At 47.6% G+C, this 25020-nt stretch carries 21 protein-coding genes; 1 reads left to right on the forward strand and 20 read right to left on the reverse strand.

Features of this window, described 5'->3' with window-relative positions; genetic code table 11:
• Position 1: 1 nt before the first annotated feature.
• The 16 genes from BFJ94_RS17165 to BFJ94_RS17240 form a co-directional block, all read right to left on the reverse strand.
• Positions 2-370 carry a flagellar protein FlaG gene (locus BFJ94_RS17165; protein WP_120463751.1) on the reverse strand — a complete coding sequence of 123 codons (369 nt, stop codon included), beginning with the start codon at positions 368-370 and terminating at the stop codon, positions 2-4.
• Between the two features lie 131 nt (positions 371-501).
• Positions 502-1680 carry a flagellin N-terminal helical domain-containing protein gene (locus BFJ94_RS17170; RefSeq protein ID WP_120463752.1) on the reverse strand — a complete coding sequence of 393 codons (1179 nt, stop codon included), beginning with the start codon at positions 1678-1680 and terminating at the stop codon, positions 502-504.
• Positions 1681-1830: 150 nt separating this feature from the next.
• Complete coding sequence (gene csrA / locus BFJ94_RS17175; RefSeq protein WP_120463753.1) at positions 1831-2064, reverse strand: carbon storage regulator CsrA; 234 nt, start codon at positions 2062-2064, stop codon at positions 1831-1833.
• 1 nt (position 2065) lies between these two features.
• Positions 2066-2515, reverse strand: a complete 450-nt coding sequence (gene fliW, locus BFJ94_RS17180) for a flagellar assembly protein FliW (RefSeq protein WP_120463754.1) — start codon at positions 2513-2515, stop codon at positions 2066-2068.
• 95 nt (positions 2516-2610) lie between these two features.
• On the reverse strand, positions 2611-3171 hold the full coding sequence (locus BFJ94_RS17185; protein ID WP_120463755.1) for a DUF6470 family protein: 561 nt from the start codon (positions 3169-3171) through the stop codon (positions 2611-2613).
• Positions 3172-3189: 18 nt separating this feature from the next.
• Positions 3190-4116: a flagellar hook-associated protein FlgL gene (flgL, locus tag BFJ94_RS17190; RefSeq protein WP_120463756.1), complete on the reverse strand. Its 927-nt coding sequence runs from the start codon at positions 4114-4116 to the stop codon at positions 3190-3192.
• Positions 4117-4129: 13 nt separating this feature from the next.
• A complete protein-coding gene (gene flgK / locus BFJ94_RS17195; RefSeq protein ID WP_120463757.1) occupies positions 4130-5734 on the reverse strand; it encodes a flagellar hook-associated protein FlgK in 1605 nt (534 codons plus the stop codon).
• Between the two features lie 18 nt (positions 5735-5752).
• Positions 5753-6253: a flagellar protein FlgN gene (locus tag BFJ94_RS17200; RefSeq protein ID WP_120463758.1), complete on the reverse strand. Its 501-nt coding sequence runs from the start codon at positions 6251-6253 to the stop codon at positions 5753-5755.
• A 9-nt stretch (positions 6254-6262) separates the two neighbouring features.
• The gene (flgM, locus tag BFJ94_RS17205; RefSeq protein ID WP_120463759.1) at positions 6263-6547 is read right to left on the reverse strand and encodes a flagellar biosynthesis anti-sigma factor FlgM; all 285 of its coding nucleotides are present in this window, start codon (positions 6545-6547) and stop codon (positions 6263-6265) included.
• A gap of 126 nt (positions 6548-6673) precedes the next feature.
• Entirely contained in the window at positions 6674-7096 is a 423-nt protein-coding gene (locus BFJ94_RS17210; RefSeq protein WP_120465278.1) for a TIGR03826 family flagellar region protein, read from the reverse strand.
• Positions 7097-7251: 155 nt separating this feature from the next.
• The gene (locus tag BFJ94_RS17215; protein ID WP_120463760.1) at positions 7252-8064 is read right to left on the reverse strand and encodes a ComFC family protein; all 813 of its coding nucleotides are present in this window, start codon (positions 8062-8064) and stop codon (positions 7252-7254) included.
• 155 nt (positions 8065-8219) lie between these two features.
• Entirely contained in the window at positions 8220-10328 is a 2109-nt protein-coding gene (locus tag BFJ94_RS17220) for an ATP-dependent helicase ComFA (RefSeq protein WP_439116402.1), read from the reverse strand.
• A 775-nt stretch (positions 10329-11103) separates the two neighbouring features.
• Positions 11104-11541, reverse strand: coding sequence for a hypothetical protein (locus tag BFJ94_RS17225; protein WP_120463762.1), 438 nt, complete (start codon positions 11539-11541; stop codon positions 11104-11106).
• Between the two features lie 290 nt (positions 11542-11831).
• Positions 11832-12560: a response regulator transcription factor gene (locus BFJ94_RS17230; RefSeq protein ID WP_120463763.1), complete on the reverse strand. Its 729-nt coding sequence runs from the start codon at positions 12558-12560 to the stop codon at positions 11832-11834.
• On the reverse strand, positions 12553-13734 hold the full coding sequence (locus BFJ94_RS17235) for a sensor histidine kinase (protein WP_268238189.1): 1182 nt from the start codon (positions 13732-13734) through the stop codon (positions 12553-12555). Before BFJ94_RS17235 ends, BFJ94_RS17230 begins: the two co-directional genes overlap by 8 nt.
• Before the next feature lie 47 nt (positions 13735-13781).
• Complete coding sequence (locus BFJ94_RS17240) at positions 13782-16523, reverse strand: stalk domain-containing protein (protein ID WP_188831411.1); 2742 nt, start codon at positions 16521-16523, stop codon at positions 13782-13784.
• 608 nt (positions 16524-17131) lie between these two features.
• On the opposite strand from BFJ94_RS17240, the gene BFJ94_RS17245 reads away from it, so the two are divergent.
• Complete coding sequence (locus BFJ94_RS17245; RefSeq protein ID WP_120463764.1) at positions 17132-17806, forward strand: PDDEXK family nuclease; 675 nt, start codon at positions 17132-17134, stop codon at positions 17804-17806.
• Between the two features lie 334 nt (positions 17807-18140).
• Here BFJ94_RS17245 and BFJ94_RS17250 read toward each other — a convergent pair whose 3' ends face one another.
• From BFJ94_RS17250 to BFJ94_RS17265, 4 genes are all read right to left on the reverse strand, one after another.
• Positions 18141-22088: an Ig-like domain-containing protein gene (locus tag BFJ94_RS17250; RefSeq protein ID WP_229716936.1), complete on the reverse strand. Its 3948-nt coding sequence runs from the start codon at positions 22086-22088 to the stop codon at positions 18141-18143.
• A 190-nt stretch (positions 22089-22278) separates the two neighbouring features.
• Entirely contained in the window at positions 22279-23481 is a 1203-nt protein-coding gene (gene metK, locus BFJ94_RS17255; protein WP_120463766.1) for a methionine adenosyltransferase, read from the reverse strand.
• A gap of 424 nt (positions 23482-23905) precedes the next feature.
• Positions 23906-24175, reverse strand: coding sequence for an alpha/beta-type small acid-soluble spore protein (locus BFJ94_RS17260; RefSeq protein ID WP_120463767.1), 270 nt, complete (start codon positions 24173-24175; stop codon positions 23906-23908).
• Between the two features lie 278 nt (positions 24176-24453).
• Positions 24454-24984: a hypothetical protein gene (locus tag BFJ94_RS17265; protein WP_120463768.1), complete on the reverse strand. Its 531-nt coding sequence runs from the start codon at positions 24982-24984 to the stop codon at positions 24454-24456.
• Positions 24985-25020: the final 36 nt, after the last annotated feature.

Genomic DNA, 25020 nt, shown 5'->3' on the forward strand with positions numbered 1-25020 from the left:
CCTATCTACGTTCGTCAATAATAAGTCCTGCAAATTCCATCATTCTAGCAACTAACTCCAGAGTCTTTTCTGGAGGGATTTCACGAATAAGCTCTCCAGTCTCTTTATTTAGCACCTTCACCATGATAGAGTTTGTCTTCTCATGAACATTAACTTCAACCATTGTCTCAGGCCCCTGGAGCGCCTTGATTGCCCGATCTATGGAACGAACCATCTGCTGTTCACCAATGGTGACATAATCTCCCTGCTTCTCCATTTGTACAAGCTGCTTCTCATCATGGATGAACGATTTTGCTTCGATCTTAGGTGTCTGAGAATAAAGTCCATTCGAAGCTGCAGGATTCCCACTGAAAGAAATTTGCAGATTCACGAATACACCCTCTTTCCGATATTCCTCATTGTTATATTTATCGGTTTTCTAGCACATATAATTTAGGCTTAGTCTATGTAAAAAAGAGCCCCGAGAAAATATTCTCGAGACTCTCCGTAGTAAATTTAAAATTAACGAAGCAATTGCAATACGCCTTGTGGTTGTTGGTTAGCTTGAGCCAACATCGCTTGAGCTGCTTGAGTCAAGATGTTGTTCTTCGTGAAGTCTACCATTTCTTTCGCCATGTCTACGTCACGAATACGGGATTCAGCTGCAGACAGGTTTTCGGAAGTAGCGCCCAGGTTGTTAATAGTGTGTTCCAAACGGTTTTGGTTTGCACCTAGTTTAGAACGTTCTTCAGAAACTTTGTTTAGGGCGTTGTTGATGGTGGTGATGGCGGTATCAGCGGCTTTTTGGGTAGAGATATTTACACCAGTATCCTCGTCGACGTCGGTTGCCGCTGCTGCATTAGCTTTTACAGTAGTACCTGCAACTGCATTATCAATTACACCAGTCGTGGCAGAACCATCTGTAGTTACCTCAACCCCAATTTTCTTCAAAGCATCAATAACATCTTGTTTCGTTGCAGTAATGTCACCAGGAGCATCAGGTCCAGTTTTTGGTGCACCCTGTGCTAAAGTAATAGTAATTTTCCCATCTTTGTCAATTGAAGCTGTTGTTTCTTTTATTTCAACTCCATCTTTAGTTTGTGGTGCGGCAATATCAATTTTAACCTCATCAGTGGATCTATTCGTCACAATAACCCCTAAATCTGCAAGGGTTGTATCCTTTTTAAGACCGTTAACGCCTAATTCTTTATTACTCATATTACCAATGCTCAATTTAATACTTTGACCCGAGTTAGCACCAATATGGAATGTTTTATCGTCAAATGTTCCATCCAATACCTTCATATTATTGAACTCAGTATCTGTAGAAATACGTTTGATTTCTTTGGAGAGTTCATCAACTTCTGCTTGCAGTTTTTGACGGTCAACGCCTTCGTTAGTATCTGAGGAAGCTTGAACAGCCAATTCACGCATACGTTGCAGGATGCTGTGAGTTTCAGTCAATGCACCTTCAGCAGTTTGGATCAAAGAGATACCATCTTGAGCATTCTTGGAAGCCATGTCCAAACCGCGGATTTGGCCGCGCATTTTTTCGGAAATTGCCAGGCCCGCTGCGTCGTCACCTGCACGGTTGATACGAAGACCAGAAGACAATTTCTCCAGGTTCTTAGAAGAAGCGCCTGTATTAGCACCCAATTGACGGTGCGTGTTCAATGCAGCAATATTGTGGTTAATAATCATTTGTATTTCCTCCTTGAAATTATTTATCCCACATCCATGTGGTTCCGCCCGCTTCCGTTAAGGTCGGCCGCCCCTCCGAAATAGCGTCTAATACATTTATCGTCAGAAGGAAGGCTTATGTTTAGAGTTTTTAATTAAAATTACAAAAAATTATTTAGGACTCTGATACTGCTTCAATAAGGCTCCAACATTAACTGAAGCTGGGGACACAGAATCCCTGTTGGCCTCCTGAATCGATATATATATCTCCTTACGGAAAATCTCTACATTTCCCGGAGCTGCAATTCCCAACCTTACGACATCCCCCTCTACACCAAGAACAGTGATCTCAATCTCGTCCTGTATAATGACCGATTCACCTTTCTTACGGGATAATACGAGCATCTTATTCACCCGCCTTATTGGCCAGAGAATGTTCCTCTTTAGACCATAGAAGATGCCGCGAACGATATTCCGTGGAATGGAGTATGACCTGCTTGGCCATATTATTCTCCAAATTAAAAACAACAGGGGCCAACAAGTTTATAGTTGACTTCGACACATCTTTATTCAGGGTCAGAATACAACGAAGCATCACGGACGACCCTAACTCAAGCTCTTCAGTCACATGATCCGACAATTCAAATTCATAATCAGGGAAGAAGAGGAATGGATCTGTAATCAATAAGGCGATTTGACTCTCGTGCATCGATTGTAAATAAGAGAAAGGACTGTCCGGAAGGTCAATAACCGCAAATTCAGTATGTTCCTCGAACCCAGGTATGCCCTTCGGAAAATGAAATATTTGTTCTTCCTTAACATCTACAACTCCAAATTGAGCTGTCTCAAGCTCCATTCTACTCGCTCCTTAAATATACAATTTTAATTTACTTCCAATAATAAATAATAAAGCTATAGATGGTCATATTGCCACTATAGCTTGTAGTTCTATTACATTTGTACATCAATATTGGGTGGTGTAAATTGAATCGAAGCATATTGCTTCACGAATATGTTCAAATGCCCGTGCTCAACATCAATTTCCGGATTATGCGATTGTCCGCTAATTTCCGGCTTTATCTGTGTAATATTAATTTCCGGCCTATGCGGCTGAACATAGATATTTACATTATCATAGGATGCCGGTGCGCGGTACTCCACGAAAGGATCTCTCTGCCAATCCCCGCCATAAACCTCCGCGATTGTACTCCCTAAATGGATAGCTGCCAATTGATTTCCCTGTTCAACTCGCTTGGCTAACCCTTCGAGAAACAGTTGAGGCATATGCGAATAAATCTGGCGATTCATCTCCAGGGCAGTGCCTCCATTGTAGGCTCTCCACGCATCATGCTGATCGATTTGCATTTCCGGTCTAGGCTGGGATATTTGCATATCAGCTCGAGGGGACTTGATCTCAAGTTCCCCTCTCGGTTGCCTGATCAATATTTGCGCCCTGCTTGATTCCATCCCCAGCAGAGACGGCTGGGTAGTTATTTGGACTTGAGGAGTCACAGAACTGTCACCACCATTCTATCTCAGGAAATCCACCAGAGATGTAGAGATGATTTTCGATCCAGCAGCTAGAGATGCGTTATAAATACTTTCTGAAATCTTGGACTGGATAATTACCTTCTCATAGTCGGCATCTTCCGTCTTCGCCTGCATATCTGTTAAATTAAGTCCCAGATCTTCAAGACGATTTCCCATTAATTCTACTCGATTCGTCTTGGAGCCTATTTCTGAACGCACAGTCATTACTTTATCCAGTCTGGAATCAAGCTTATCCAACTGTTCCGAGATCTTCGGGAAATCGCTATTTCCGAGCGCTCCTATCAATCGATCCATCATCGTAAAGAGATGGTCGTCATCCTTTTCTGACGGAGAACCAAATATATCGTTACCTGTAACATTTATGGCTAACTGAACACTTTCACCGACGATAAAGTTAATTTTCCCATCATCCGAAGAGAGATCTCCAACATTGCTTGTATCCGATAAATGATCCGCCGTCTTCGTAAAATCATAAGGCTTCTTATCATAGGTCTGCCCATTGAATATATACTTATCATTCATTTTACTGTTAGCAATATCAATTAATTGTTCCTTCAATTGCTCTATCTCAGTCTTAATACTTGTCAGCGCTGATTGAGGATTCGTTGAATTAGACGCCTGTACAGTCAATTCCTTGACACGCTTAATCACATCTCCGACCTGACCGACCATAGTGTCTGTAAAATCTAGCCACGACAATGCACTATCCACATTCGCCTGATGCTGTTCATTGGACGACAATTCGGCACGATAGCGCATGGAATAAGTAATTCCTACCGGATCATCCGATGGCTTATTGAGCTTCCGGCCGGTGTACATCTGAGTCTGCAGATCATTCATGCGCACGCCATTGCGGTTCAGGTTCAACAGCAATTGGGAATTCATCATATTATTCGTAACTCTCATCTTCATCTACCCCCTATCGGCCCACAACGCCCGTAGCGTTGATTAATTTATCAAGTAATTCATCGAAGGTCGTCATAAACCGCGCTGCTGCGGTATAAGCATGCTGGAATTTAATCATATTGGACATTTCCTCATCCAGTGAGACCCCGCTTACGGATTGCCGCCGGGTATCCACTTGAGTGACCAATATCGAGGAATTTTCAGCCTGACGGGCCGCTTCCTGGGATTGAACCCCCAATTGTCCGACCATCGCGCTATATTGCGAGTTCAGCGTAGATTCTCCCCCATCATCGGCGGTAATCTTCGTTTCATTCATAGAGGAGAACAAAAGAGCCAATGTGTTATTACCCTTAACTACAACCTGTCCAGTACCGCTCGCTTCAGTCCGCAATGATGTCGCGACCAACGTAGGGTCTTGGGCAATCTGATCATTCAGCTTAATAGTGCCGGCATCGGTGCCTGTGAAGAATGGAAGTCCGCGATCCGTCGTTCCGTTCAAAGAGAATCCTAATTGATGCAAGCCGTTCAAGCCTTTAACATCAATCTTGGCCTCTTCCTTCAGCACAGCATTAGGAGGCATCGGCGAGCCAGCCGTAAGCAGTTGATCTGCTCCTCCGACCGTGATCACGGTATTAGCATTGACGATTGTTCCTTCAGGAAGCATCGATCCCGCTGGAATGGAGACATCCTTCATCGTACCGTTCATGATCGTATTAGCCAGATTATTAAGCTTCGCCTGATAATCAGTAACATAATTGTTCCGGGAGTAGACCATCCCGTACGCTTCACCGCTAGTTAACGTCCCGGCAGCAAAGGCATTCTCTAAATATGCGCCCTTCTCCGCAGGGGTCGCTCCGGCATTGACTTCAACCTGAACTGCATCCCCCTGAACGAGGGTATCGCCCCCAAGCATAATCGTATAACCCTGCTCTGTATCCTGTACCGTTACATTAATGATCTGAGACAATTTATCCGTCAGCAGATCACGCTGATCTCTTAGATCGTTGGCGTTGTCGCCGAGACTTTCGACTCGGGTAATGGATTTATTCAAATCGGCGATCGAGGATAAATAAGACTGTACTTCATCCGCCTTAACCCCTACATTGGTCGTTAAATCCTGACTTAGATTACTTAGCTGCCGGCTCATGTAATTGAAAGCATCGGTCAATGCCATTGCATTCTGAACTACAATCTTCCGGGCCGTTACACTCTCAGGGTCCTTACTTAAGTCAGACCATGACTTCCAGAAATTATTCATTACCGTACGGAGCCCTGTCTCCGAAGGCTCGTTCATAATCCCCTCGAGCTTGGACAAGGTATCCGCTTGAAGATTCCAGTTCCCATAGGCACTGACTTCTCCCCGATACTCATGATCCAGGAATGTCTCTCTAATCCGTGTGATTGAAGAAAACTCTACACCGGTACCGAGTTGTCCCGGAGCTATAGAACGATTCATTCCATAGGCTTCGATCGGTGATGACGCTCTCATGTTCACAACTTGCCGGGAGTACCCTGGAGTATTGGCGTTAGAGACGTTATGTCCCGTAGTGTTCAAAGCCGCTGTCTGTGTAAATAAACTACGCTTTGCCGTTTCTATCGAGTGAAATGTGGATGACATATGATCCTCCTCTGAATCTTAGGCTCGTGTATCAAATAATCCCGGTTTCTTCACCCCGCCGGATTTACCGCCAGGATGCTGATAAGTGATCTCTTGGTCTTCCCTGCCACCTAGCAGCTCCAGGGAATAGTCGATAAAGACTAAGGATTGCTCTATCAATTTCTGATTTAATTCGTTTAATCTTTTTAATTCATTCAGGGTCGATGATAGCTTGGCTTGTGCATCCTGAAGCGCCTTCTTGTCGACAGGATCAAAGGCCAGACGGGTTAACTCCGTCACGGTCAATTGCAGTTGAGATTTTATCCCCTTCTCTAGCAAAAAATCCTGACAAACCTTCTCGCGCTCGCCCTCCAATTGTTCAATCTGCTTCACACATCTTGACTCCTGATTCATCACTTCGATCAGCTTCTCAACATCGTTGTTGACGATGGCCTCTTGCTTGTGCTTGCTGATTCCCAGCATTTCTTGATGAACTTCGTACAGAGAATCCAACGAATCAACTACTTGCTGTATTGACATAGCCGCCCCCTAATTCTCGTCAAAAGACTTGAAGTATGGCAGAAGCTTCTCAGCCAGCTTGCCAGCGTCTACATGATAGGTTCCTGTGGAGACCTGTTCCTTCAACTCTTCAATGCGTTGTAAGCGCTCCGGCGATTGGGCACTCTCCTGTGCCTTCAATAATTCCATACCTTCTGTAGAAATGGACAATTCGTCTTTACGCCGTGATTTATGATCTAACCCTTTGCGTTGCGACTCATATTGGCGTTGATAGCTATTTATGGCGCCGACCCGTCCGGTATCATTGATTTTCATGGGTTTCACCTTTCTTTCCAAATAAAAAAACCGATAATCTTTACTAAGTTTATCGGCGTAAGTTGATACTTATTTTATAGCGAACTATTGGATATTAAAGAATATTATGCCGCAAGATCAGCGCTGTTAGCGTTCTGGAGCTCGAAATTTGTCAACAACTCCATAGGTTCCGCCGCCCCGTTTGTCTTCTTCACCGGCAGCCTTGCTCTGTTCTTCTCGGGTAACTGCACTCAAATCACGGGCCAGACGGCTTCGGCAACTGTCACACATATTGCCTTCATAGATCAGAATTCCGCATACTTCACACGGATACATCATATTCGGGTTATCCGCAATCGAGATGCGGCCCTCTTTAATAAATTTCGTAATTTGTTTAATCGATACTCCTGTAGCGTCAGACAGTTCAGCCATCGTTGCAGATTTGTATTCGCGCAGATACTCAAGACATTTCTCGTATTCCGCTTCAATATCTTTCATGCAAGAAGGACAGAGGTCTCTGAAATTTTTGGCAAACAACCTTCCACAGCGCGGACAATTTCCAAGATTCATATCCATTCCTTCTTTCCCCTTCAAGTCATTATCTATAAATAACCATCTGATGTTAGATTACATGATCAGACAAGTTTCGTCCATCCCTTTCTCTTTCTCCCCTTCCAAAAAATCGGACAACCGACCTCTAAATCTCATCCTGCTCCAGATTCACTTCACGAGCGCGCCCAGGTCACACTATATATTTCCGCAGAACGGCCCAGCTTCCCGCAAATATCATGCAGAGCCAAGGCACAGGTATCCACCGTGCTTCCTGTCGTATATACATCATCAACCAGCAATAGACGCACAGGGGATAATGAATAGGGCTGAGCTAAAAATACCTTTTCTAGTTTCCCGGCTGCATCCGGCACTGGCTTAAATACTCCCTTCAACTCTAGCAGTCTCTGCTTCCGGTTCTTAAAACTCTGCTTCTCCGTGTGCCGAGAACGCTCGAGAAGCTCTAACACGGGAGCTTTAGCTACGTTCGCCGCTCCATAGGCCAGAGTCCGCGATTGATTGAACCCACGTTCGAGCATCCGTGCCTCACTCACCGGAACAAAGGTGATCCCATCAAAAAATCCCCGCGAAACCCCCGACCGATCGCTTAATTCCTTCAACATCCCTCTCATAGCAAGCTTCATCATCTGAGCAAACAACGGGCCTAGCGATTCGCGCCCCCTGAATTTATACTGCGCCAGCCACTCGCGCATCGCCGCATTATATTGAACCACACTACGATTTATTTGAAAATAGCGCTCCGCTTGCCCTGCCCGACTGCAATCCGGGCACCCCACCGCCCTGCCACAAACCGGACAGCGAGGTACCGTAATCCATGGGATCGAAACATAGCAAGCCGCGCAGATTTCCGTAAATCCGTTAACTCCGCAACCACCTGAGCGAATCATTTTGCCGCATGTAAGACAGGTCTGGGTTGAAGGAGCCAGTAACTGGTGCAAAGAAGAGCTTAGAATGTCCTTCCAAGACAATTTTTTCACCTCTTTCGCTATGTTTGTTGAACCTACTATTCCCGACCAAATCGCATCTCTCTGTCACAATCAAGCAACTTGTTGATACAAGCTAGTCTATATAGCCAGAGCGGACTAAAACCAATTCTAGCGACCCTCATACTTTTGCTAGCGTGCTAGTGCAAGAAGCCCTTTTTGCGGGCAATGGTGTTCATGGAGCGAATTTGCCGTACCGCACCGCGCTGTGATCGGGTCCATTCCGGGGAAGCGAACCAGACTCGGCCTGCGGGGTCATCCTTTGATCTGCCGGCGCGCCCGGCCATCTGAACCAGGGAGGCTTCATCGAACAGATCGCTATCTGCATCCAAAATAAAAACATCGCTCTTCGGCACGGTCACTCCCCGCTCCAGAATCGTCGTAGTTACCAGCATACGAATTTCGGTGGCTCTGAAATCTAGCACTTTATCGGCACGCAATTCATCCTGTGATGAGGTTCCCTCGATCCTGATGCCTGAGAATCTTCTTCTGAGTAATTCGGTCAGAGGTTCAATATGCCGGATACGGGAGACGAATATGAAAATTTGTGCAGCTCGCTGAATAGACTCGATTAACGCTGTAGCTAAAGCGGAGGGGAGAGAGTGGCGGCGAAGGCAGTTCTCCACGGGATCTATTCTGATCCGGCGCGGCACGGGGAGTGGATGGCCGTGGAACCTGGCTGGCACTTTAGCGTGTTCTATTTCGCCTTGGCGCACTTCCCGCTGCATCTGAGCAGGCGGAGTGGCCGACAGGAAAATGAAGCGGCCTGTGTTTTTGCAGGATTCCTGGGCGGCGAAAGCAAGCATAGGATCATTGTGATACGGAAACGCATCCAGCTCGTCGATGATCACGAGATCAAATGCGTGATAGAAGCGCATGAGCTGATGCGTTGTCGCCAGGATAAGCCGCGCCTCTTCCCAGCGTTGGGAGCTGCCGCCGTAAAGGACTGCAAGCTTTTGCTCCGGAAAAGCCTTGCCGATCCGCGGTGCCAGTTCCAACACCACATCCCGGCGCGGCGTAGCTACGAGCACTCTGCCGCCGGTGCAGAGTGTGTAGTCGATGAGCGGGAAGATCATTTCTGTCTTCCCGGCGCCAGTCACGGCCCAGAGCAGGAAACGGCTCTGGGCTGGGCGGCCTGGTGGAGCAAGGCCGCCGCGAGATGCACCGGCATGACCGTCGGTCAGCGCCGGTGCACAGGAATTGGCCCGCTGCCGGGGCAGGGCCAATGGAAAGCGAGCGGCATGGGCGATGGACCATGCCGCTGGGCGCGGACCGCCATGGAGCCCGCCTGGGCCATGGCGGTCGCGCGGGGCTGCTGGCGCGCCCTGCGGCTGCGCCAGAAATCGCAGCGCGGCGGAGGCCGCATCGCGCTGCGCGGGGCTTAACCCCCACCGGTCCAGCAGGGACTCGGTGGGGGCCCCGCCCGTGCCGCCCGCCGCAGGCGGCACGGCCCTCGCGCTGCCGCGCAGCAGCAGCGCACAAGACCGGCTGCGCCCCATAGCGAGGCAGGCCTCGCAATAGGCGCAGCCGCTGGACCCGCACGACCCGCAGGGCGTGCGGGAATGCACTTCGCTGCCGCAGCGCCGGCAGCGATACCGGGCCCGCGGCCGCGCCAGCGGGCCCCGGCCTCCGCGGGCGGTGGCAGCCGCCACGCCCGCGGTAATTAGCACGCGCCCCTGCAGGTGCGCGTGCTGCACGGCGGAGCGCCACACCGGCAAAAGCTCCGGCAGGCGCTCCACCAACAGCTGCTGCAGCTCCGCTTCCAGCAGCGACCTCCCCTCCAGCGCGGCTGCTATGCGCCGCGCCCCAACCTCCACCGCTTCCTCCCAACGCCCGTCGTCCGCTCGATCTACTACAGCTCCCATCACCACTCCGCTCGCGGTTATCCAATCATAAGCCTGTCTGCCCCAGGCTCCCTCACCCACAGCTTCTCCTATTCCAAGGCTCATTTTTTCAGCGCCCCTTTTCCTCCCTCCCCCAAGCTGCCCCAACAAGCTCTCTCCCATCGCAGTGATACCTTGCTGGCTTGTCCACAACAATCCACCCGACTGCAGCTCTAACAATCGCTGCTCATAGAGAAGCTCACCCGTTCTGAGCTTACGCTCCTGCTCAAGCTCTCTTTTCAGAGCATCAACAATATACCTCCTCCAATCCCTCATATCCCAGCGATCCATCTCCAATCTGGACTGGAACCGGTCACGTAAGCTAACTCCCCACCCTAATGGCATAGATGCAGACAACAGAATCATCCGCTCGCTTCGCTCCAACTGGGGCTTATTTTCAAACACACCCTCTCCCCCTCCATCGACTAGCCACCCCCGTTGCTGCAGACACCATCTGAGATCCGTTCCAACATCAAGACTGACCATCAGTTTCCAAAATGCACGCTCCAGCCTAACCACATATACTGCCGCTCTCATGCTTACCCCTCCTTCAATAATTTCTCCCTCCACCACCTAACCACCACGCCTACCCTTGCTTATGTAATGTCACCTCTGCCCCCACATCGGAATGAAATAAATGCTTAAATACACTTATTCCAAGCGGGTCTGCAACAAACCAACGATATAAATGCATTTGTACAACTATTTCCCCGATCTCGCCCTCATAACGAGCAAACTGCCACAAATAAATGTATATTTGCACCTATATCGCGAGAGTCGTCTAGCAAGTCTTAAATAGTTGCACTTAAGCACTTATCCATCCCTCGCCCTCCCTCGGTCACCGCACTCCCTACCCTCCCCCACCTAAACAGCCCTTAATTACTCACTTATCCCCACCATTCTCACCCCCGTCCCCCATCCTTGCCCACATCCATCTCCCCCTCACCTCCCTATCTCATCAATCCTTATAAGCGACCCCAATCCCGGTTCCACCTCCTTCCAAGCAATTTCCACGCAAAAAAGCACACTCCCCCGGCCTAGGCCATGAAAGAGTGTGCTTCACACTTTGAATAAACGATATTCAGTTACTATTCTCAAATTCCTGCAAAAACAAAATTTCTCCCTGACGGTTGCTGCCTTGCTATACATGGACATACGGTATCTTGTTCGCCCCCTCGGGCGAACGGAGATCGATGAATAATCGGGTCTCTTCTGCATCAATGGGAGCTTGCGCTGCCAGCATATATCGCTTCTTCTCTTCCTCGCCGACCGCAGTCAGACGAGTGAGGTTCAGGTCCATTCCCTCCCGATGCTTCAAACGCTCGACGATCGCTATCGTGTTATCGTCCGATGCTTCGTCGAGTACCGTCACCTTCACTGAATCACCGCGCCAACGTCCATACCAGTCCAAGGCCCTCAGATACCATTCCATGTGCTGCTCATGATTATGAGTCACCAGTACATAATGCATCCGCTTACGAGCCTTCGGCTGCATGCGCCGATATTGTCCGTGTACCAAGTGCACCATCGCCGTCGCCAACCCGTAACTGAACAGAATCCAACCCATATATGGAAACATGGACCCACCTCCCCATAGAGGTCATCAAACTGCCCTTTTTCATTATAAGGGGAGCAGTTCGATCTCTCTAACGACAATATATGCCGCTAGCGGCAGGTCGGTTACTGGACTCTATTGAAACGAATCAATTATAGAGATTGTTCACTATGTACCCAAGCTATACCTGTACAAAATATCCAAAAGGCGATGAACCTCGCCTCTCTTTTCAATTTAATGAATATATTGGAAGGCCAGGGTAACAAAAAGCCGGCCACTCTAATAAGCGTCGAATTTCTAGAATCCGCTACCTCTTAAAGAGTAACCCAGCCAAATTTGATCGCATTGATAACCGCTTGCGTACGATCGTCAACATCCATTTTCTGCAAAATACTACTCACATGGTTCTTCACTGTCTTCTCACTAATGAATAAATGCTCGCCAATCGTCTTATTACTGCGGCCTTCTGCCATCAATCTAAGCACCTCGGCCTCTCTGCGAGTCAACGGGTTATTGTCGCCAGCGACAAATTTAACTCCGGCTTCCCGTATCGCATGATCCTCCGAAATCGCTCCTGTCTCGCTCAAATATTCCATCCGGCGCAGCTGCTGAATCAGCTTGCCCGTTACTTTCGGATGGATAAAGGCATTTCCATCAGCAACCGTACGTATCGCGTTGATCAGTGATTCGGCCTCCATGTCTTTCAACAGGTATCCTGTCGCACCTTTGCGCAAGGTCTCGAACACATAGCTCTCATCATCGTGGATCGACAGAATGATAACCTTCACCTCCGGCAAAGCGTCGCGCAGCTCAGCCGTTGCGTCGACTCCATTCAATACCGGCATATTGATATCCATCAGCACGATTTCCGGTTGATAAAGGCGACAGCTCTCCAGCACTTGAGAACCGTCACTGCATTCACCAATCACTTCAATATCCTCTTCCATATTCAATATCCGCTTTAATCCCTCACGAAACAATTGGTGATCATCAGCTAAGAGGACCTTTATTGCCTGCCCATCATTAGAATTGTGATTATCCATCTAGGTTCTCCTTTCCCTTATCTGTGTTTGTCGGAATGTGGATAATAATTTTCGTACCCATATTTTCGGTAGATTCGATGTCCATTCTTCCTTCCAGCAGCTCCACCCGTTCTCTCATACCGATCAATCCAAAATGGGTGTGCTCCTTGGTCTTCTGCTCCAGTTGATCTACTCTGAAGCCCAGACCATTATCTTGTACGACGATCTTGACCAGATGCGCCTGATAAGTAATCTCCACGCCAACATAGGTCGGACATGCATGCTTGGCTGCATTGGTCAGTGCCTCCTGAACCAGACGGAATATCGCCGCTTCCATAGGCGAAGACATCCGCTGCTCCTTCCCCTTCGTCTCGAAGGTGGCTCTTATCTTCGTTCTCTCTTCAAAATCATGTACATATTTGCGAACAGCTGGAATTAGCCCCAAGTCATCCAGGGCCATCGGACGCAAATTGAAAATGACTTTTCGCATTTCTTCCAAGCTGAAGCGAACTTGTCTTTTCAAATCTATTATTTCGTCTTGTACCATCTTAAATTCCTGCTTCGCGAGCATTCTTTCTACAATTTCCGTCCTAAGAACTAAATTAGCTAGTAGTTGTGCAGGCCCATCATGGATCTCTCGAGAGATCCGTTTACGCTCTTCTTCCTGCGCCAAAATGATCTTTAGCCCCAGCATTTGGCGGTTTTTGGCCGATTCGAGAATTCGAGTCACTTGGCCCAGCTCGCCAGATAGGTACTCGAGAACTACGCCCATTTGCGCACTTACTGTTTCTGCACGCTCTACTGACTTCTCGACACCGCGAACTCTTTTTTGCAATTCATCACGGCGTGCTTTAAGATACATCTCCTTCTCCCGATAGATTAATAGATCGAGCTGAAGCTGCGTAGCCTTCTCGTAAGCCTGTTTGATATCCTCTTCATTATACCGCACAAAATCCCGGCTGACTTCCGTCAGCCGGATGCGGGATCTGCGATAGTTAACTTCGAGCTGGTCCACCTTCTCCACGGTCTCCGCCGTTTCCTTCATAACCTGCTGCAGTTCATTGTTCAGCGTCCTCAGCTCATCACGCGCAGATTCTAGTATTTCCAGGATTTGAATTTTGCTATTCTCCATCACGCCAACAGCGTTCTTAATAACACGATCGATTGCATCAGCCTGATCTTGATAATCTGCCACTTTGACCTACTCCGTTTCCCAAAAACCGTCTATTACCAAACATCATATCATGATTCCAAGCTGATGGATTTGGTTTTCTTGTCCCATTTTATCACGATTCCCAGCTGCTCTGATACTAAACGAAGCGGGACTAAAGTTCTATTATCTACGATGATTGGCGAGACCTCTGCCTGCTTTTTGGAGCCGTTCAAAATGAATTCCTTCTTGCCAACCGTAAGCTCAAGTACTGAAGTGCCGCGGGTTACCGTAATCTTCTTGGCTGTGTTATTCCAGGTGGAGCTGCCACCAAAGGAATCCAGCACGTATTTAATAGGAATATATGTGGTGCCATCCTTCAGTAGCGGTGCCACATCAATATTCTGCTTCTCGCCATTTACGAGCATCGACTTCTGGCCGATTGTCATCAAGGCGTTGGCACTGGGCAAGCCCGTATCGCCTCCATCTGTTACTGGCGCTGTGAAGCGGATATTATCAAAGGATACGCTGCCTGTCAGCGCACGCTCATCCTGACCTTCCTCGAGATTAACAACGTAGAGACGCTTTAATTTGGCCGGGAATTTCATCGCGCTCGCTGTCAGATCAACCGTCAGTGTTCTCCAGCCTGTAAAATCAATCTGCTTCGTTAGATCAACATAGACGCTCTTGCCATCGGCATCAGCAAATTCAGCACGCAGCCAGTTCAGACTGGAATCGCCGAGCACATCAATCGTCATCTTGGTCGAATCCTTCGGAATTTCCTTGCCCGTCGAGCCGTTGATCTGAGCGTAAGCGAATTTATTACCAACCCCGCCTGTGAGATCATAATCCAGCGTCAGTACCTTCGTGTTAGCACGATCGCCTGTCCCTTGAACCACCGTTGCACTGCCCTTCACCTCTGCTGGCAAGCCTGTAAAGGTAACCGGATAAGAGACATTCTCGAAGTTCTCCCAGATTTGCTCGGAAGAAGTGGTGAATACGATCGGCGTTCCACTGAAGCCATCATATTTCGGAGTCGCATAGCCGACCTTCGCACCTGCATTCACAGATTGCACGGACAGCACGCCGTCCTTCACACTAGCCTTCATGCCTGTGAAATCCCATTTCACGGATTCCGCCGGAACTGTAACGGTATTGCCATTCTTCAGCGTTGCAGTAACTGCTACATTAACTGAAGTGCCAGACTCAAGCGGTGCAGAGGATATGCCCGCGCTTAAGCTGTCCAGATCACTGCCTCCGAGCACCGTAACATCCATACTTTCCTTGGCGTCTCCACTAACTGCTGTAATCTTGGCCTTCCCGGATTTAACCCCCTTGAAGCCTTCCCCGGTCCAGCTTACATTCCCGTTATCCGACTTCCAGTTCGCCTGAATTCCCGAGGCATCCACCGGGTTATAGTAGTTGTCATACCCCTTCAGAGCATAGGACGCTGTTTGACCGATCATCAGGGTTGATGGACCACTGACTTTAAGGCCTTTTAACGTACCCTGTGGAGCAGTTGTGAATACGCCAAGACCATTGGCCACTGCCCGTTGACCCGCTGATCCATTGGAGGTCGTAAAGGCAAGCGTAGTTGATGTCTCGGCAAGCGGCCGGGTTACCATGGTCGTGGACCCGCCTCCATCGAGGTTCAAGCCTTTCCATACGCCGATACTGGTCATGAACTTCTGCAGTTCTGCCAGTGTCAGACCACTGCTGCTGCTATTTTTCTCCGCTGTAATCAGATAGGCTTTCTTGCCATCCTTAGAGTAGCCGACCGCTGTTCTCGCTACTGCGCTACTACCGCTAATCGAGGTCGTCGGACGAGTGAACTGCGAAGCCTTCCCCTGATCTACCAGCAAGGTGTGACCGCCGATCATCATTTTGAGATTCGCTGGGTCGATTTCCTGCCCGCTGGTGAGCGAACGAAGCTGATAGCTAGTATCGATCTGCTGCCCCACGGATAAATGACTCGCAATGAACTCCGCTGCCTGTCCATGAGCACGCAAAATATACCCATCCGCAGGTACCTGCCCAGGAATCGGCGCCTGCATCGAGATCTCTTGGATGATACCGTTCTGCACAAGCACCTCTGTCGGCGTCGTCGAGCTATCCTTCGGGCGTGTCTCCGACTTCCAGGCGCTGGTATAGATGTACATTTTATTGACATGGCTGAAGCCTTTGTCTGGCTCCGTCCGGTAAGCCTCTTGGTTAATGCCGACCAGTGGAAAGGTTGAACCGTCAGCAGCGTACACCGTGCCGTTAAATTCAAATCTATCAATCATCGGAGAACCGTCATTCGTAACGGCAAACGCGTACATCCCCTCCAGTTGGGAAGGCGTGGTCAGAATCGTCCCCTGCGAGACAGCGCCTCCCATCGCAACCCCTTGTCCGCTCATCGGAAAGAAGTCGCCATTGACCCCGGCCACGGCCCCTGTATCATTCGTCATCCCTTGCACCGACTGTCTCGTAGTCAATTGCCCCTGTTTCCCCGTCATAACATCCAATTGTACGTATGGGTTGGTTAGATCGATTTCAATCACATCGGTCAGCACCTTCACCTGCTTGCCCGAACGTGTCGTCGTATATTGATATTTGACGAGCTTGGCGCCTGAAGTGATAATATCTTCACTTATCTTCACGGTCTGCTCCGCCGCGGCATGAGCTGTTGAAGCAGGCCCGTTGAACGGCCCTAAGCTCACTACAGGCTGAATCCAGATCAATCCCGCCATCGTCACCAGCATCAGCTTCTTGCCCTGATTCGCTGCCATCCGTACCCATTTGTTCTCTTTTCCCGTCTTCTCTTGTCCAGTTACCTCTCTTCTGACTACCATTTAATTTGCTACTCTCCCATCTTTTATACGATTATCATTCCATCTATTTAATCTCTCAGTAAACCTACTACACTATTAATAGACTACTTTGAACCCAAAAAGTTACGAAAAAGCGCAAATTTCTTGGAAAAGGAGGGGATTTGGTGCAAGTATGTACTGAATGACCAGTTGGGGTGGTTTGGGTAACTGCATAATGTACAGCTAATTTAATTGTTACAAGCTTTACGAGATAATTAGTTGTAAAAAGTACAGTTAAATCTTCTGAGTTGCTTCAAAAACGGTATTCCTCATAGTTTAACTGTATAAAATGCAATTAGTTAATGTTCTCACCCCAATATGGGAAATTTAGCTGTACAAAATGCATTTAACATGACCGCATACTATTTTGTATTACCATCCCTTAGTTCTCTAATAGAAACAGCCCATGGAAGCACATATACCCCCCTATGGAAAAAGTTTATCCAACCTGTTAAACTGAGAATATTAACCCTATAATAAAGTAGCGACGTAGCACGTCCCATCCATTTTTGTAATGGTTGGGGCGTTTTTTACTTCTCACATAATAGGGTTGGTTGGATAACAATCTGAATTAGAGGAGGAATGCTAGAGTGAACTTTGAAACTGCCCACCATGCCTTTATCAATAAACATCTGGAACTAAGAAGCAGTGAACGGCGAGGTAGACTAGAACGAGGGCACGGTCATGGAGAAAAGCTATTTCTACAAAAAGTATGGTGGCCTCTATACAGAAACTTCGAATATCTACACCCGGAATATGAAATCATCGATTGGCGTAAAAGACCCTATTTCAGTGATTTTGCCTATTTACCTGGTTCGCTCAAATTTATCATCGAAATTAAGGGATATGGTCCTCATGTTCGAGATATGGATCGCCAAAAATATTGTAATGAATTGAATCGCGAAATCTATATCCAAACCTTAGGCTATCGTATCATTTCTTTTGCATATGATGATGTCTCAGAGCAGCCCGAGTTATGCCAATACTTATTACAGACATTACTGAATCGCTATCAGGCTCAGAAACAACCTGTACAACGTACAGTTATGGCAGAATCTGAAATTATACGCTACATTCTAAGCTCCCCACACCAATCGGTCAGCCCAAAGGAAATTTCACTTCATTTTCAAATTAACCATCGCACATCTGTTAAAATGCTAAAATCGCTATGTCACAAAGGCTGGCTTCAGCCCATTCACAGCGGATCGGGACAACGAATACACCGCTATGCATTAGTCGCAGGCTCTGTCGGATATTTCGCATAAAAATATCATTCATGGAGCCCTTCTCCTACATTACTTAAAAAAATCAACCTCCTTCGCATAAGCATAGGAGGTTGATTCTAGTTACACATAACTCATACCTATTCAATTGCACAAAGTACAGCTATAAAAGTAACAATCGGTTCCAACATGATTTTAATTGCAAAACCTGCACTTAAAATAATCCGTTTCCTCAATTTTACTGGAATGGACTATTCCAAGTGTACTAAATGCAGTTGCAGGGGGAGCCTTCTTGTAAATTAAGAAATTAAATGTAGCTTTTGCAATTATCCATATCACCCTGCCACAAAGGACTAAAGCTACCTCGTAGCTTCATTCAACCATTCAACTTATCCAGCACCCGCTTCAGCATAATTGCAGCCTGGGCGCGGGTAGCGTTGCCTTGCGGCTTGAAGGTGGTCTGGGTCATCCCTTGGATGATGCCCTCCTGGACGGCCTTGGCGACCGTCTGCTTGTTCTGGATTTTCGCCGCATCCTTGAACTTGACCAAGGCCTGCGTTCCAGAACCGGAGACTTCATACCCGGCATACTCCATAGCCCGCACCATCATCAGCGCCATTTGCTCACGGGTAATATTGTTGTTCGGCTTGAAGGTCCCATCGGCGTGTCCGTTAATAATCCCTGCCTTAGCCGCAGCCCCGATATAAGCTCCTGTCGCCGAGCCTGCAACTACATCCGGGAAGCGGCGCGCATTGGCCTCATCTCCAGCCAAGCCAAGCCCCTTGGCGATGAACACCGCAAACTCCGCACGAGTGATATTCTGATTGGGTTCGAATTTCGTGCTGTTATTCACCCGCGGTTCAACGATTAACTTGCTAGCAAGCTCGGAGATTTCATCCTTCGCCCAATGCTTTGTAATATCCTCAAAATAACCATATCCCACCGCAGGTCCAATCACCGTATTGCCATTCACCTTGCCCGAGAAGACAATTCCCGCTCCACGGCTACTAGCCTTAGATGGCGAATAAGCTACCACACCCGAATTGAGATCATACTTCATTAGAGAAGCTGTGCTTACCGGTACCTGCTTCGAGGTATACATATATATTTTCCCGGTATGAGCCACTTCAGCCGAACTTGAGTTATTAGCTACATTAGCAGTGATATACACTTCCACTGGATCTCCCAAAGCGCTGATCGTAACCGCTCCGCTAGAAGTGAGTGACGGAAGCTGCACCTTAGGCACGGACTCCAGCCGAATAGCTAGGCTGACGGAAGCGAATGAGTTCGTATTGACCAAACGCGAAATCTCCGTAAAAGGAATCTTCTCTACCGGAAGCTCGTATAGAACATCTCCATACTTGATTGCAAATGAAGCCGTCTTGCCGCTGCTATATAAATCCATCAACGGATTCAATGGCACAACGACATGCGCAGCCTTCTCGGTGGCTGGCACCTCGAATACTAATAATTTCTGAGCACCATTGGTATTGCCCACAAAGCTGAGTGAATCTTTCAACTTCACGCTATCCAAGTTATATTTCGTAATCGTCTGCCCATACCGCGACCGGTCTACCGAAGTCTGAGCCGAATTTAGGGCCATGGCATAGCCAGAGATACCAAAATCAATACCTGACCAGGAAGTCACATAAGAAGGCTGTCCAACGCTGCCTGGCGTAGTTGTAGAACCCGAATCCGTCAAGTTCGTAACCGGCATACTGCTATAGCCTTTCATTACATTCCCTGCGTAATCATACAACATCGTACCGCTCGACATATAAGATACAAGTACGGCCTGTCCGGCTCGCACTGGATTCACGAGCTTCAGGGTCACAGTATCTCCGCTTACGCTTGCCGATTGCAGGCTCTGGCTCATATTATCCACTGATACAGAGAACTGATTGGTCGGAAAGGCATTAACTGATCTTAAGGATGTATTGTAAGTGATCGTAATCGTGTCACCACGAACTATGGCAGAACGTATGCCTTCGATCACTACATTATACTGTACGGGTTCCAAATTGAGGTATCCCGCCAGATTGCCATTCAAGTCAGCAATACCGCCAATTCCCGACACATAGGACACAGTCACATTTTGCCCCTGATTAAAAGATGACGCTAGCGTCAGGATCACCTGATTAGACATAATCTCCACATTATTTACATAAACGGGCGAGTTGTTAACTAGTACAGAGAACTGACTTTTCATCGGGATATTCGTTGTTTTCAGAGCTTCATTATACGACAGAATAATTTTATTGCCTGAGCCTTCTGCACCTGTAAATTCCGGTGGCTTCGTATCATACGTATTTCGTACATAATAATCCTCGAAGGCAGGAATATTCTGTCCCCGATAATCCTGAAGCGGATAAGAACCCGGGTAATAAGATACCTTTACATTATCTCCATTGGATACGGAACTTGTTAAGTACAGCGTAACGGAAGAGCCACTCTGGTAAATGCGATCGATCCCTCTGGAATAACCGTCTACTACCACACGAAACTGCTCGTAAGCATAGGTTGAGACACTCTTTAGGGTATCGCTAAAATATAGGGTCAGTACACTGCCGGATACACTGCCTTCCCTCGGCTTCGGCAACACAGAATCAATCCCATTTATTACTTCTTTACCGGAAAAAGACCCTGCCACATTGCCGGACAGATCCTTAATCGGCCTGACTCCATTAGAGGTATATCCTACCCGTACATTTTGCCCCACAGCTACCCCGGTCTCCAAGGTGACGTACACACTTTCGCCAGAGATATAGGCATTACTAATACGACGGGTTTCGCCGTTCACAGTTGCTGTGAAGCTACTGGTCAGAAGATTAATCGATGAATCCAATGTCTTATTGTACTGCAGTCGAATCATTGAGTTCGTGTACATCGTTGCGCTTTGCAGTACCGGAGCAGTCTTATCTCTAGCCCCTGTCTGGAAGGTCCAGCTCGATGATCCATTTACTCCATTGAAAACTGCGCCTGTATCAGCATCAGCAATGGCCCCTGAGGCAATATCGATATAGTAAGTTGCACCTTCTCTTAAATTATCGTTTGGAGTAATATACAACTTATTGCTTGAAGCTGTTATTTTTGCTGCTATCGAAGTATTCGAGCCTTGCATTTTTAAAGTTACCTTCGACGCATCCAGCAATGTGATATTACGGTTAAATGTTGCAGTCATACTGCTTGAAACCGACACATTCGTGCTGCGATCACTAGGATATAAGTTACTTATCGATAGAGTACCGGAGCCAGCCGTTCCCGTCGTAAAAGACCAAGATGAAGAGACCGGAGTATCATTACCATCTGCATCTTTAAATGCACCTTGCGGTACGCTCACCGTATAAGCCGTGTTATAGCTTAATGCTGGCCAATCCACTGTAATGCTGCTTGTCCCCCCGCCTGTTACATTAGAGGAGGTGACATCAATCTCTGTTTTGCCATTTTTGGATTCGAGTATAATCTTCCCGAAGCTTGGATATACCGGCCGAGTGAAATTCAGTTGCCCTTTTGTCTTAATATCGACTCCGCTGGCCCCATTCCTCGGCATCGTAGGGGTAGAGCTATTCCAGCCCACCGCCGATCCTTGTACATTGAAATACCAATCCTGGGCACTGCTAATCCCGCCAAAATACTGATCATCAATATCTTTAAAAGCATCCTTATCGATCAAAATATAATAACGCTCGCCTGGAGCGACATTTGCGGTAAATGACACTTTTGCGCCTTCGATTCTCATGGTATTGGCTGAGATTGGAGTGGATTTATTATTAGATGCCTGTACAAGTGACAACTTGCCGTTTCCAGCCTGGACTGGCTTATCGAATGTTAAGCTCATCTCCTGAGAGGTTCCTGATATTGTCGTTCCTTTTGCTGGGGAAACTTCAGTAATAACAGGCGCCTTGCTCCCAGGATCGCTTATAGTCGTAAACGTAAGATCGATCGCTTCCGACCTCACGCTATCCTTAGCGGCGTCTACAAAAGCTCCTGCATTTGCAACTACACGATAGGTCGTATTGTATTCTAGATTAGTAGGGAGGCTTACTTCCATTGATTTAATAACATAGCCCTGGGAAGCAATTTTCTTCTCAGCAATCGGACTACCGTTACTGACCTGGAATACTTGAATGGAGCCCTCTCCCTCTCGAACATCACGGTCAAAAGACAGCTTGATCGCTTTAATCCCGACCTGAACCCCTTTTTCCCCATTCGCCGGGGACACTGTTACTTTAAACGAAGTTTCTTCCGCTGCCGATGCAACCATCCCAAGCACCAGATTAAGCACTAGAATAGCAGCTAGCATTACTGATAATCTTCTTCTCACTTTAGCAACCTTCCTCTCTCTATCTATTCTCATTCTTATATGTAAAAAAACATACGCGATTATACGCACACTTACTATTATTAACGGCAGAATGCAATGCCAAGTTTAGAAGCAGGCAAAATAAAACGGATATCCGCTTCCTGAACAGGAGAGAATATCCGTTAATTGTATTTGTGTAAGAGTTATAAAATTACAAACCGGCTTGCTGTTTCAAAATCTCAACCTTGTCCAAACGCTCCCAAGGCAGATCCACATCTGTACGGCCAAAATGTCCGTAAGCCGCAGTCTGACGGTAAATCGGACGGCGAAGATCCAGCATACGAATAATACCGGCTGGACGAAGATCAAAGTTGTTGCGCACAAGCTCAACCAGCTTCTCTTCCGGAACCTTACCCGTACCATAAGTATCTACATTGATCGACACTGGTGTAGCTACGCCAATCGCGTAAGCCAATTGAATCTCTACCTTATCAGCCAATCCAGCAGCTACGAGGTTCTTCGCCACATAACGAGCTGCATAGGCTGCGGAACGGTCAACCTTCGTCGGATCCTTACCGGAGAAGGCACCGCCGCCATGACGAGCATATCCGCCATAGGTGTCAACGATAATTTTACGACCCGTTAGACCTGCGTCCCCTTGCGGCCCACCGATTACAAAACGGCCAGTCGGGTTAATATAGTATTTAGTCTCTCCATCGAGCAACTCTGCAGGAACTACCGGAAGGATCACTTGTTCTTTAATATCATGTTGAATTTGTTCCAATGTAGTATCTTCAGCATGCTGGGTGGATACTACGATCGTATCGACACGCTTAGGCTTGCCATCCACGTATTCGATCGTAACCTGTGTTTTGCCATCAGGACGAAGATAGTTAAGCGTACCATCCTTACGTACCTCAGAGAGTCGGCGAGCAATACGATGGGATAGTGCGATCGGAAGCGGCATCAATTCAGGCGTCTCATTCGTCGCAAAACCGAACATCAGGCCTTGGTCGCCTGCACCGATATTTTCCGTCTCCTTGTCCATCTGTGTTGGATCACGATGTTCCAGCGCTGCGTTAACACCTTGAGCGATATCCGCAGATTGTTCGTTCAATGATGTTAGCACCGCACAGGTATTATAGTCAAAGCCGTACTTGGCGCGAGTATACCCAATTTCTCTTATGGTGTTGCGTACGATAGATGGAATATCTACATATTCCGATTTCGTGCTGATCTCACCGATCACAAGCACAAGGCCTGTAGCGACGGATACTTCGCATGCTACACGTGCATTTGGATCATTCGCCAGGAATGCATCAAGAACCGCATCTGAGATCTGGTCACAAATTTTATCCGGGTGTCCCTCGGTAACGGACTCGGATGTAAATAAATGTCGCCCTTGAACGGACATTAAATCAACCTCCCCATGTGGATAGTATGGCATTCAATACTATAAAGGTTGTTCAAAAAGTCCGCTTTTGATCACGCAGTGGATCAAGCAGTAATTCGGCATCGAATCTTGAATTCACCCGGGTCTAAGTAAATGCTTACGAAGTATGTTTCCTTCGGAAACATCTCAGGTGCTCACGTACCAACTACGTACGTTCTGCTCCTCAAACCCTAGCTTCATCCAACCTTCTCGGTGCTGAAAACCGAACTTTTTAAACTCACAATATAAATTAGTACCGAATAACGAGGAGTAAGGCCAACCAGAACCTTTAAATCAAAAAATGAACCTTTTCCTGAGCGGAAAAGGTTGATTTACAATCCTCAAAAGTCATATTAGCGTATTTAGAAGTTCATGTCAAAATAAAAAACGCGAATTCTGTTGGAACTTATAAGGAAAAGTTCCGTTCCGCCTGGGCAACGAGGCGTTTGGTGATCTCTCCACCTACAGAACCAACCTCACGGGAGGTCAAATGTCCCCAGTAGCTTCCTTGAGACGAGCCCCCGATAGCTCCCAGCTCACCGGCAAATTCCGTATCAGCACCACCTGCGCCCCCAGTACCGCCTACAGGCAGTCCGAATTCTGCTGCTATCTCATATTTCCATTGATTCAGCACCTCACGGCTTTCTGGAACGACCTTACGATTACTTCTTGCCATAACTCCATACACCTCCTGATTATAATGGGTTCAGGAATAGTATGTGTCCAGCACCTTACGCTAACCGTATTAATGTTTGTTACTTATGGAAAAATAGAGGTTATTCAAAAAATCCGCTTTTGATCACGAAGTAGATCAGGAAGTATCTCGACATCGAATCTTGAATTCACCCGGGCCTTCCGGTGCTCACGTACAAACTACGTACGCTTCGCTCCTCAGACCCTAGCTTCATCCAACCTTCTCGGTGCTGAAAACCGGACTTTTGAATCTCAATTGTTTTACTTAATTTGATATCCTCCGCGGACCATTACCGTTAAATTATATTTATTTCCTTCCTGCACCTGAATACCACGCCCAGCTCTTGGGAAGGTTAATAAATGGTTATTCGAGACGGCTCCACCATTAGGGATATCCACACCGTCTGTCAAATCAGTAACTCCGTTCTTATCTTCACTGTAAACCACCGCTTTACCGGAACGGACAACGAATTCCGCACCTGCCGAAGCGATGAGGGTTTGACCTGGCTTCACATCAACTACCTTCACCTCGTCCGAGGAACCATTGCCACTCTCCGATGGAGTAGACGGCTTAGTAGATTCTCCTGGAGTTGCAGGTACCGTAGCCCCTCCGCCCTTCAGAGCTTGCTGAATGGCTTGATCCACATAACTCTTGGTCACTACAGGGTCATCCGAGGTACCAGGCTGATTCGTCACGCCAGCCCCCTCTGCTTGCAAATTCATCAACGCTCCTGCCCACACACTCCCGCCAATCAACACAACCGCGGCAGTCACCTTCCATGCTGTCTTCATCATGTTCCTCCTCTATGAATCTATTTGTTCAATTAC

The organism is Paenibacillus aceti (genome assembly GCF_003614185.1).
GTDB classification, from domain to species: domain Bacteria; phylum Bacillota; class Bacilli; order Paenibacillales; family Paenibacillaceae; genus Fontibacillus; species Fontibacillus aceti.

What these genes read in the sequence shown, in the direction of transcription:
- BFJ94_RS17210 (WP_120465278.1), bottom strand. Translation starts at nt 7,096, where the DNA reads ATGAATCTTGGAAATTGTCCGCGCTGTGGAAGGTTGTTTGCCAAAAAT.
- BFJ94_RS17230 (WP_120463763.1), bottom strand. Translation starts at nt 12,560, where the DNA reads ATGGATAATCACAATTCTAATGATGGGCAGGCAATAAAGGTCCTCTTA.
- metK (WP_120463766.1), bottom strand. Translation starts at nt 23,481, where the DNA reads ATGTCCGTTCAAGGGCGACATTTATTTACATCCGAGTCCGTTACCGAG.
- BFJ94_RS17220 (WP_439116402.1), bottom strand. Translation starts at nt 10,328, where the DNA reads ATGATTCTGTTGTCTGCATCTATGCCATTAGGGTGGGGAGTTAGCTTA.
- BFJ94_RS17170 (WP_120463752.1), bottom strand. Translation starts at nt 1,680, where the DNA reads ATGATTATTAACCACAATATTGCTGCATTGAACACGCACCGTCAATTG.
- flgK (WP_120463757.1), bottom strand. Translation starts at nt 5,734, where the DNA reads ATGTCATCCACATTTCACTCGATAGAAACGGCAAAGCGTAGTTTATTT.
- csrA (WP_120463753.1), bottom strand. Translation starts at nt 2,064, where the DNA reads ATGCTCGTATTATCCCGTAAGAAAGGTGAATCGGTCATTATACAGGAC.
- flgM (WP_120463759.1), bottom strand. Translation starts at nt 6,547, where the DNA reads ATGAAAATCAATGATACCGGACGGGTCGGCGCCATAAATAGCTATCAA.
- BFJ94_RS17200 (WP_120463758.1), bottom strand. Translation starts at nt 6,253, where the DNA reads ATGTCAATACAGCAAGTAGTTGATTCGTTGGATTCTCTGTACGAAGTT.
- flgL (WP_120463756.1), bottom strand. Translation starts at nt 4,116, where the DNA reads ATGAGAGTTACGAATAATATGATGAATTCCCAATTGCTGTTGAACCTG.
- BFJ94_RS17260 (WP_120463767.1), bottom strand. Translation starts at nt 24,175, where the DNA reads ATGGCAAGAAGTAATCGTAAGGTCGTTCCAGAAAGCCGTGAGGTGCTG.
- BFJ94_RS17240 (WP_188831411.1), bottom strand. Translation starts at nt 16,523, where the DNA reads ATGGTAGTCAGAAGAGAGGTAACTGGACAAGAGAAGACGGGAAAAGAG.
- fliW (WP_120463754.1), bottom strand. Translation starts at nt 2,515, where the DNA reads ATGGAGCTTGAGACAGCTCAATTTGGAGTTGTAGATGTTAAGGAAGAA.
- BFJ94_RS17225 (WP_120463762.1), bottom strand. Translation starts at nt 11,541, where the DNA reads ATGTTTCCATATATGGGTTGGATTCTGTTCAGTTACGGGTTGGCGACG.
- BFJ94_RS17265 (WP_120463768.1), bottom strand. Translation starts at nt 24,984, where the DNA reads ATGAAGACAGCATGGAAGGTGACTGCCGCGGTTGTGTTGATTGGCGGG.